Annotated in this window: 1 protein-coding gene and 1 pseudogene; both read right to left on the minus strand. The window is 56.5% G+C overall.

Annotation, left to right across the window (positions count from 1 at the left end; translation table 11 throughout):
* Nucleotides 1-195 (minus strand): annotated as a pseudogene (locus tag ACZRMS_RS26315) (TolC family protein); the annotation flags it as partial.
* 99 nt (nt 196-294) lie between these two features.
* Nucleotides 295-579 (minus strand): hypothetical protein (locus ACZRMS_RS26320; protein ID WP_153405866.1); only part of this gene is annotated, 285 nt, incomplete at its 5' end.

Genomic DNA, 579 nt, shown 5'->3' on the forward strand with positions numbered 1-579 from the left:
CTCCCCCGCTGGAATGGCTGCGCTGCTGGCAGCCTGAATTTTGGCGTCTTGTGCGGTCAGCGACGGTGCATTGTTTTCGGCCAGCCGCAACGCTTCATCAAGCGTCAATCCACCCGCCAAGCTCGGCAATGCCAGTACGCTTGCCGCCAGACCGGCCGCGAGGGACCAGCCTATGCAATAGCACTTTGAGTTCATGTTTAGGATTCCTGTGATCATCCACTGCACGCATCAAAAGACATGCGCTCAGCTCTTGCATCCCGCCAATGCGGAATGAGGCTCAATATGGGACAGGAATCAAACGCGGGGCGGTCGCCACACCCTGGACGGGGTTTGTGCAGGCAAGGAATCACTAAAGAAGGAAAGTACTACGGGGCTAAACACGGCTACTGAAGGCTTGAAAGTCGAGACTTGCAATATGCCGCCTGCCTTGCATTCCTGTCCCGGTTTACATGGCTTTCCGTGCTCGGGCAGGGTTTTCATATCGTTGCAGCAGTCCATGCCCATGTCGTCCATCATCGTCATGCCCATCGTCTTCATGGGGCACGGTTCTATCGATGCCTGAACTCCCGCCATCCCGCT

The organism is Pseudomonas sp. B424 (genome assembly GCF_055408345.1).